Source organism: Thermoleptolyngbya sp. M55_K2018_002 (genome assembly GCF_015295965.1).
Lineage (GTDB): Bacteria > Cyanobacteriota > Cyanobacteriia > Elainellales > Elainellaceae > Thermoleptolyngbya > Thermoleptolyngbya sichuanensis.
This window is the reverse complement of the sequence record NZ_DVEA01000140.1, coordinates 1-6,597: the sequence shown is the minus strand read 5'-3', so window position 1 is coordinate 6,597 and position 6,597 is coordinate 1. Positions and strand designations below refer to the sequence as shown.

6 protein-coding genes and 1 pseudogene are annotated in these 6,597 nt (G+C 61.8%); 4 read left to right on the top strand and 3 right to left on the bottom strand.

Annotation, left to right across the window (positions count from 1 at the left end; all coding sequences use genetic code 11):
• Positions 1-174 precede the first annotated feature (174 nt).
• Positions 175-462 (top strand): hypothetical protein, encoded by a 288-nt coding sequence (locus tag IGS51_RS06720; protein ID WP_297077395.1) that lies wholly within the window; start codon positions 175-177, stop codon positions 460-462.
• Here IGS51_RS06720 and IGS51_RS06715 read toward each other — a convergent pair.
• The 3 genes from IGS51_RS06715 to IGS51_RS06705 all read right to left on the bottom strand — a co-directional run bounded on the left by IGS51_RS06715 (position 459) and on the right by IGS51_RS06705 (position 5,222).
• Positions 459-1,349 carry a hypothetical protein gene (locus tag IGS51_RS06715; protein WP_297077393.1) on the bottom strand — a complete coding sequence of 297 codons (891 nt, stop codon included), beginning with the start codon at positions 1,347-1,349 and terminating at the stop codon, positions 459-461. The genes IGS51_RS06720 and IGS51_RS06715 overlap by 4 nt on opposite strands.
• Before the next feature lie 58 nt (positions 1,350-1,407).
• Complete coding sequence (locus IGS51_RS06710) at positions 1,408-2,304, bottom strand: LD-carboxypeptidase (RefSeq protein ID WP_297077391.1); 897 nt, start codon at positions 2,302-2,304, stop codon at positions 1,408-1,410.
• Between the two features lie 77 nt (positions 2,305-2,381).
• The gene (locus IGS51_RS06705) at positions 2,382-5,222 is read right to left on the bottom strand and encodes an S-layer homology domain-containing protein (protein ID WP_297077389.1); all 2,841 of its coding nucleotides are present in this window, start codon (positions 5,220-5,222) and stop codon (positions 2,382-2,384) included.
• Between the two features lie 297 nt (positions 5,223-5,519).
• Between IGS51_RS06705 and IGS51_RS06700 the strand changes: the two genes are divergently transcribed.
• The 3 genes and pseudogenes from IGS51_RS06700 to IGS51_RS22310 all read left to right on the top strand — a co-directional run.
• Positions 5,520-5,858 (top strand): hypothetical protein, encoded by a 339-nt coding sequence (locus tag IGS51_RS06700; protein ID WP_297077386.1) that lies wholly within the window; start codon positions 5,520-5,522, stop codon positions 5,856-5,858.
• Between the two features lie 233 nt (positions 5,859-6,091).
• Positions 6,092-6,430: pseudogene (locus tag IGS51_RS06695) on the top strand (YtxH domain-containing protein); the annotation flags it as partial.
• 9 nt (positions 6,431-6,439) lie between these two features.
• The coding region (locus tag IGS51_RS22310; protein ID WP_367279281.1) for a pyridoxal-phosphate dependent enzyme at positions 6,440-6,597 on the top strand (158 nt) is incomplete at its 3' end.

Sequence of the window (6,597 nt, the reverse complement as noted above, 5' to 3'; positions counted from 1 at the left end):
CTGACTGGGGCGATCGCCAAAACGGGGTCGGGCTTGCGCTGGTTCAGTCTGCATCGTGAGCGATTGCACCGAATATAGGGCACATTGATTGCACCTGTATTCTGCTGCACTTGCCTATCGCACTTTGCGTCCTAAACTCTGCCACCGTTCGTTTCCCTGGTTTTGTCACACGTTATGCGTATGTTTCCTAACCTGATGCGATCGCTCTTGATTACAGCCATTTTCAGCTTTTTGCTGCCTGTGGTGCTGGTGGGCTGCTTACTGGTGCCGCTGCGGTTGCTGCAAGAGATTCCCAGCCTGGAAGTCATGAGTCAGGCTGGCATTTCCCCGGTGGTCGAGTTTTTGCGGGTTTTTGGCAGCGGCAATCCGCTCCACGGAATGCTGGTGATAGCGTCTGTGTCTGCCTTGGTGGGCGTTTTGTTTGATTCCTACACGCTCTATCGCCACGAAAAGCTAGGTTAAGATCCTAACCAACGCGCCAGATTGCTGACATAGCAATGAATGTCGGCGATCGCCTGGGGATTGTCTTTCATGCCCGTACCTGGCGGCTCCGCTACAAAGCTAGGACAGCCCGTACCCACGTCCCAGTTATAATCTGCCAGATGGTGAAAGGTGGACTGGGCCACGATGCGCCCCGTTTTTGATGCGCCGGTGCGCTGTCCGTCTTGCTCAACGCCTTCGGCCGCCACCACCAGGTTAAATTCGCGTCCGGTGATCTTGCTGACACCCGTGGCGATGACGCGGGCATGGCTTGTGCCATCGGGCACGCCCACGCCGCCTTCGTGCGGATGAGCGGGGAACAAGGCGATCGCGCTGCCATCGGGACGGCGCAGCAGGTCGTGCAGCGGCTCTAGCGGCGTGATCTGCTGATAGTCGCCGTTGCTGCCAGAGTGATAGTTGGGAAACGAAATCGTCTTCGTTTCGCAGTCGTCTTCGCAGCAGCGCGACTCGTCGGGGTCAAGGTTTTGTGTGTGGAAATAATGAAACCGGCCCAGCGGGGGAATCGCCACCATCGACAGCCCCATGTCTTGATGGTCGCGGGTGCTAAAGATGCCGCCGCCCTGCTGATGGAAGCGCAAGATTCCTGCCTGATCTTTGGGGCTGAGGCCGTCGCCCGTATCCAGCGCCAGCAGCCAGAGTTGGTCAAAGTCGGCGCGGCTAAGCTGGCTGAGAACAGGGTCGTCGCCGTTGGCATCAAGCTGGCGATCGCGGGCCGTCACCTCGCACAGGGGTTTGCCATTCTCGTCCGTCAGCGACCGGAGATAGCCCTCCAGCATCGAAAATCGGTCAATCGTCCAGTCATCGCCGCCCGACAGCAGCGTGGTTTGCAGCAAGATGCGAGTAGGCATTTGGAGGGAATATGGGGTTGAAGGGTTGAGAAGAACCTGGACCACCGTCAATTATCGCTTATTCGCCTTCAAAGCTGAGGATGCCGCGATCGCCATCCAGCCAGACGGGTACGCCGACGGGTAGCGCTGCATTGCTGCCGTCGTGGCCAAAGGGCAGGTCAGACACAACCGGAATGCCCAAATCACTGAGGCGATCGCTCAACACGCCCTCCACCGAAAAGCTGGGAATGTGCTGTGGTGCGTCGCACTGGCTAAAGCGACCCAACGCAATGCCGCGTACCTGCGACAGCAAACCGCTCATGCGCCACTGGGTCAGCATTCGGTCGATGCGGTAGGGTGCTTCCATCACGTCTTCCAGCGCCAGGATTACGCCATTCAGGTCGGGCTGGAGCGGCGTATGCAGCAAATGCGTCGCCACTGTCAGGTTTGCAGGCAGCAGCAGCCCCTTGGCCGTGCCGCCACCCCAGCCGTCTCCCTTCAGCGGAGACAGCGGCTTGCCCTCGACGCAATGGATTAGCCGCTCCACCGACCAGTCTGGCTCTACGCACAGCGTCGTTAGCACGGGGCCATGCACGCCGGAGATGCCCTGCTGCGCCAGCCCCCACAGCAGGCTGGTAATGTCTGAAAAGCCAATCAGCCACTTGGGTTCCGCTGTGCCCCAGTCCCATTCCTCCAGCAGGCGACTGCCGCCATAGCCGCCCCGCGCACAGAGAATCCCGCGACACTCCGGATCGTTCCAAGCATCGGCAAACTGCGATCGCCGCTCCAAATCCGTGCCTGCCAGATAGCCCCAGCGCTTGTCGATGTGGGGGGGGACTTCGACCCGATAGCCGTGCGATCGCCAAATTTCAACGCCCAGATGAAAAGCCTCCATCTCTCGCAGGGCCCCACTGGGCGTAATCACACGCAGCAAATCGCCAGGTTTGAGCGGAGCAGGAGGGAGGCAGGGACGCATTGGGTTGGCAGGGGAGGAATCTCGAATCAGTTTTCCTTCCCATCATCGCATCATCTTTTGCGCTTCTGCCTCCCCCCTTATCCCACGGTTTGCCTGACAAACTGCACGACTGCCAGGGCGATCGCCTTTCCAAGCCGCTGGCGATAGTCGGGGTTGGTCAGATTGGCAACGTCTGTTTCGCCAGTTAAATAGCCCAACTCCAGATGCACGGCGGGAATGGACGTCCGCAGGAGGGCAAAGGAGGCGGTGCGAATGCCGCGATCGCCCATTTCCAGGGTTTGCACGATATTGGTGTGAATGCTCTGGGCCAGGCGGCGGCTCTCGGCTGCGCTGGGCAGGTGATAGGTTTCCAGTCCATTGACGGCGGGGCGTGGCGGGCGGGTGGCGTTGAGATGCAGGCTGATCAGGGCGCTGGGTGCAGGTTGGGTTTGTTGCAGAATCGCAAGGCGATCGCCCAGCGACACCGTGCGATCGTCCGTGCGGGTGAGGCGGATCTGCACGCCATAGTCTTGGAGCAGTTTGGCTATGTCTAGGGCGATGGCCAGCGTCAGGTCTTTTTCCTGGACTTCGCCCACAACGACACCCGGATCAGCGCCGCCGTGCCCCGGATCGAGGATCACCATTGGCAGATCCTCCGGTCGGCCGGCGGGATGGCTGCCCGGCGGAGACGATTGCCCCACCGACGGGGCCGCTGGAGCCATTGCAGACTGCGCCGCCACCTCTGGCTCGACGATGTAGGGAGAGAAAATCGCGGGCGATCGCCCAGCCTGCACCAACGCCTGGTAGACCATCGCGGTCACTTCGGCGCGGGTGGCTTCGCGCACAGGTTCTAGGCGATTGAGGTCGGGATAGTTGACCACGAGGCGCTGGCCCGTGGCGCTGGCGACGGCGGGCTGGGCAAAGGTAGGCAGCGTGTCGCGGTCGGCATAGCGGTTCAGCAGCAGCGGATTTCCAGGCGGCAGTCCCAGCCCGTTCACCAGCGACAGCAGCACCTCGATGCGCCGCACGTTTTGGTCGGGGCGGAACTGGTTTTCGCCCACGCCCGACAGCAACTTGCCGCGATAGGCCTGCTGAATGGCGCGATAGGCCCAGTGCGTCGTGGGCACATCGGTAAACTCCAGCGCGGGCCGCCGGGGCAGCGGATTGAAGGTATTGACCAAAAGCGCAGCATACTGGGCGCGGCTCATGCCGGCCTCTGGCCGAAACGTGCCGTCGGAAAACCCGCTGACTGCGCCCTGGCTGACCAGGCCCTGGATAAAGTCTGCTGCCCAGTGGCGGGTGGTGTCTGAAAAGGCGACAGCGACTGTATCGGGAACCACGATGTAGGGCGAGGGAATGGCGCGAGCCTGGGCGGTAATCACGAGTGCCTGGTACAGAATGGCCGACACCTCGGCGCGGGTGATGTCGCTCATGGGGCGCAGCAGATCCACCTGGGGATAGTTCACAATCAGGCGCTTTTGGGTGGCGGTGGCGATGGGAATCGTGGCGTAGGTGGGAATTTGGGCGCGATCGCGGTATACGCCCAGATGCCCCGGATGCCCGCCCGTCAGCCCCAGCCCGTTGACCAGGGCCAAAATCGCCTGCACCCGCGTCAGGTTGACATTGGGGCGAAACGTACCGTCGGGAAAGCCCGCCAAAAAGCCCATTTCTACGGCACGGGCGATCGCCGCTGCGGCCCAAAAGTCTGGCGCAACATCGACAAAACTGGAGGGCGAGCGCACGGCGGGCAGGTCAAAGGTGCGCGTCAAAATCGTGGCAAACTGCGCCCGTGTCAGCGGCAAATCGGGCTTGAAGGTGCGATCGGGAAAGCCGCCAATAATGCTGCGTTCGACCAGCGCCGCGATGAAGGCCTCTGCCCAATGGCCTGATATATCGGTCAGTCCGGTTTCGGGAATCGGGACGGGGGGCAATGGCGGAGTCGGCACGGGCCGCGGCTGCGGCTGCGGCGGCGAGATGGGTCGAATCTGCTCTGCTACGGTGCTGGCAATGAACTCCAAGCCTTTGGCCGACGGCAATGCGCCCAGGTTTACGCGGGTTGGATTAATCTGGTTGCCCACGGAGGCCAAAACGGCACTGGTGCTGTTTCGCACGTCGGCTGCGCCGTTGTTTTGAAACACATTGCCGCCGGGGTCCTGGGGCTTGCCAAGGTCGGGCGCAGCGTTGCCCACGGTCACTAGGCCGTCTTCGCCGTTGCGCTCCACCACGTTATTCCGCAGCACCGGACGAGCATTGCCCGAAATCACGATGCCCACGCGGTTTTGCACCAGCCGATTGCCCACCAGCAGAGGGGCGGTGTTGTCGCTGAGGGTGATGCCCGTCGCGGTTTGCTGACAGAGGTTTCGCAGCAGTTCGCCCTTGGCGTTGCGGCTGAGGGAAATGCCGCTGACGGTGTTTTGCTGAAACAGGCAGTCGGCAATTTCAGGCAGGGCGCTGCCCGTGGCCACAATGCCCTGGCCGCAGCGGGTGAAGGTGCATTGCGCCACGCGGGCCGCTGGGTTGGCCCCGGTTGCCCCTTCCAGCCAAACGCCTGTGCCCTGGGGCTGGGGATTGATCACCGTCACGCCGCGCAGTTCGGACTTGTCCTCCAGCCGCAGCGTCACGCTTTGTCGGGCAAAGGTGGGGCTGAGGTAGTCGCCGCCGCCTTCGATGATCAGGCGATCGCCCTTCGAGGCCGGATCGCCCACCACGGTAATCCCCGCAGCAATCACCAGCGGAAAGGTTTCGCCCGTCTTGGTACTGTAGGTTCCTGCCGCAAGCTGGATTACCGTTCCTGCCGTTGCCCGCCGCAGCGCCCGCGTGATGGTGCGATAGGGAGCGGACTGGCTGCCGCTAGCGTCATCGCGACCCGTGGCAGGGTTGACGTAGAGCGCTTGAGAGAGCGCCTGAGAGAGCGGTTGAAAGGGGGAAGAAGATGCCATGTTCAAAAATCCCCCTTTGTGCGGGGGCCATGATGCCAGAGTGGAGCCGAAGGAACGGTCGGGTTTGGGCCTGATTTCAGCCTAAATCAGGCCAGTTGTGATTAGAATTTAGGGGTCGGGTGCGTCGGAGGGGGCTTGATAGGAGGTCTGAATCCAGCAAGCGTCTAGCGATTAACGGGCAGTAAACTGGCAATAGGCTGTCGTATAGGCTGGCGATTTGTTGACGATTTATCTCAGTTTATTCAAGCTATTCAAGACAAGAGTGGACGCGGATTTGAGTGAGGGAAGCCCAAAACCATGCTAATGGCGGTGGTGGTGCTTAATTTTAGCCTGGCCCTGTTTGGGTTGTATGCGGCCGGGTGGTTGTGGCGACTGGGGCGGGGGCTGCGACAGGTGGCTGATACGCTGACCCGTGCCGAGCGCCAAACCTATCGGACGTTGCAGGGCGCACCTGTGGCGATCGCCCAGGGACAGACCCACATTGAACAACTGCGGCAGCAGCTTCAGCAGGTTGGCCCCCAGGTGCAGCGGCTGCGACAGGCGATCGCCCTGGTCAGCTTAGCGCAATCCCTCTGGTTTGGCGGCCGGGGGTTTGGGGCCCGGAGACGCGCGAAAGCAAAGGCAACGCCTAAATAGGCGCGACAATCCCAGTCCTATCGGGGACGCGGCAAATCCAAGGACTGAATGGGCGTTGCCCGTTGCCCGGTTGGGTTAGTTGGGTTAGCTGCAATTCTGGATTGAGCAGTCAGACTTGGAGTAGAGTAGCGAACTGAACCGCTCAACAGGGCGACGGCAAGGCTTGGGCACCGCAGGGCTTCAGCGCAGGGCTTGAGCCAGGTTTTTAGGAGAACAGGCAGGAGTACAAAGACATGGCAGACAATCGGTCGGGTTCGGCAGGAACCTTCTTGGCAGGGGCGATCGTGGGTGTGGCAATCGGCGCGGTGACGGGGCTGCTGCTGGCTCCGCGCACTGGACGTGAGACGCGCCGCCTGCTGAAAAAATCCGCCGATGCGCTGCCCGAAATTGCCGAAGACATTTCCAGCAGTGTGCAAATTCAGGCCGATCGCCTGTCGGGGTCGGCGCTGAAAAATTGGGACGGTACGCTGTCTCGACTGAAGGAGGCGATCGCCGTCGGCATCATGCAGGCGCTCGAACCGCGCGATGCCGTGATCGCCACCTATCGCGAGCATGGCCAGGCGCTGGCCCGCGGCATCGCCATGCGTCCGCTGATGGCCGAGATGCTGGGCAAGCTCGAAGGCAACAACCCGGCCGGGTCGGTCAAGGATCGTCCTGCGGTGTCGATGATCCGGCGCGCCGAGGAGCGTGGTGACATCCGGCCCGGCGACACGCTCATCGAGGCCACCAGCGGCAACAC

Excerpts from the sequence above, each read along its gene's own strand:
- IGS51_RS06720 (WP_297077395.1), top strand. The coding sequence starts at position 175 with ATGCGTATGTTTCCTAACCTGATGCGATCGCTCTTGATTACAGCCATT.
- IGS51_RS06715 (WP_297077393.1), bottom strand. The coding sequence starts at position 1,349 with ATGCCTACTCGCATCTTGCTGCAAACCACGCTGCTGTCGGGCGGCGAT.
- IGS51_RS06710 (WP_297077391.1), bottom strand. The coding sequence starts at position 2,304 with ATGCGTCCCTGCCTCCCTCCTGCTCCGCTCAAACCTGGCGATTTGCTG.
- IGS51_RS06705 (WP_297077389.1), bottom strand. The coding sequence starts at position 5,222 with ATGGCATCTTCTTCCCCCTTTCAACCGCTCTCTCAGGCGCTCTCTCAA.
- IGS51_RS06700 (WP_297077386.1), top strand. The coding sequence starts at position 5,520 with ATGCTAATGGCGGTGGTGGTGCTTAATTTTAGCCTGGCCCTGTTTGGG.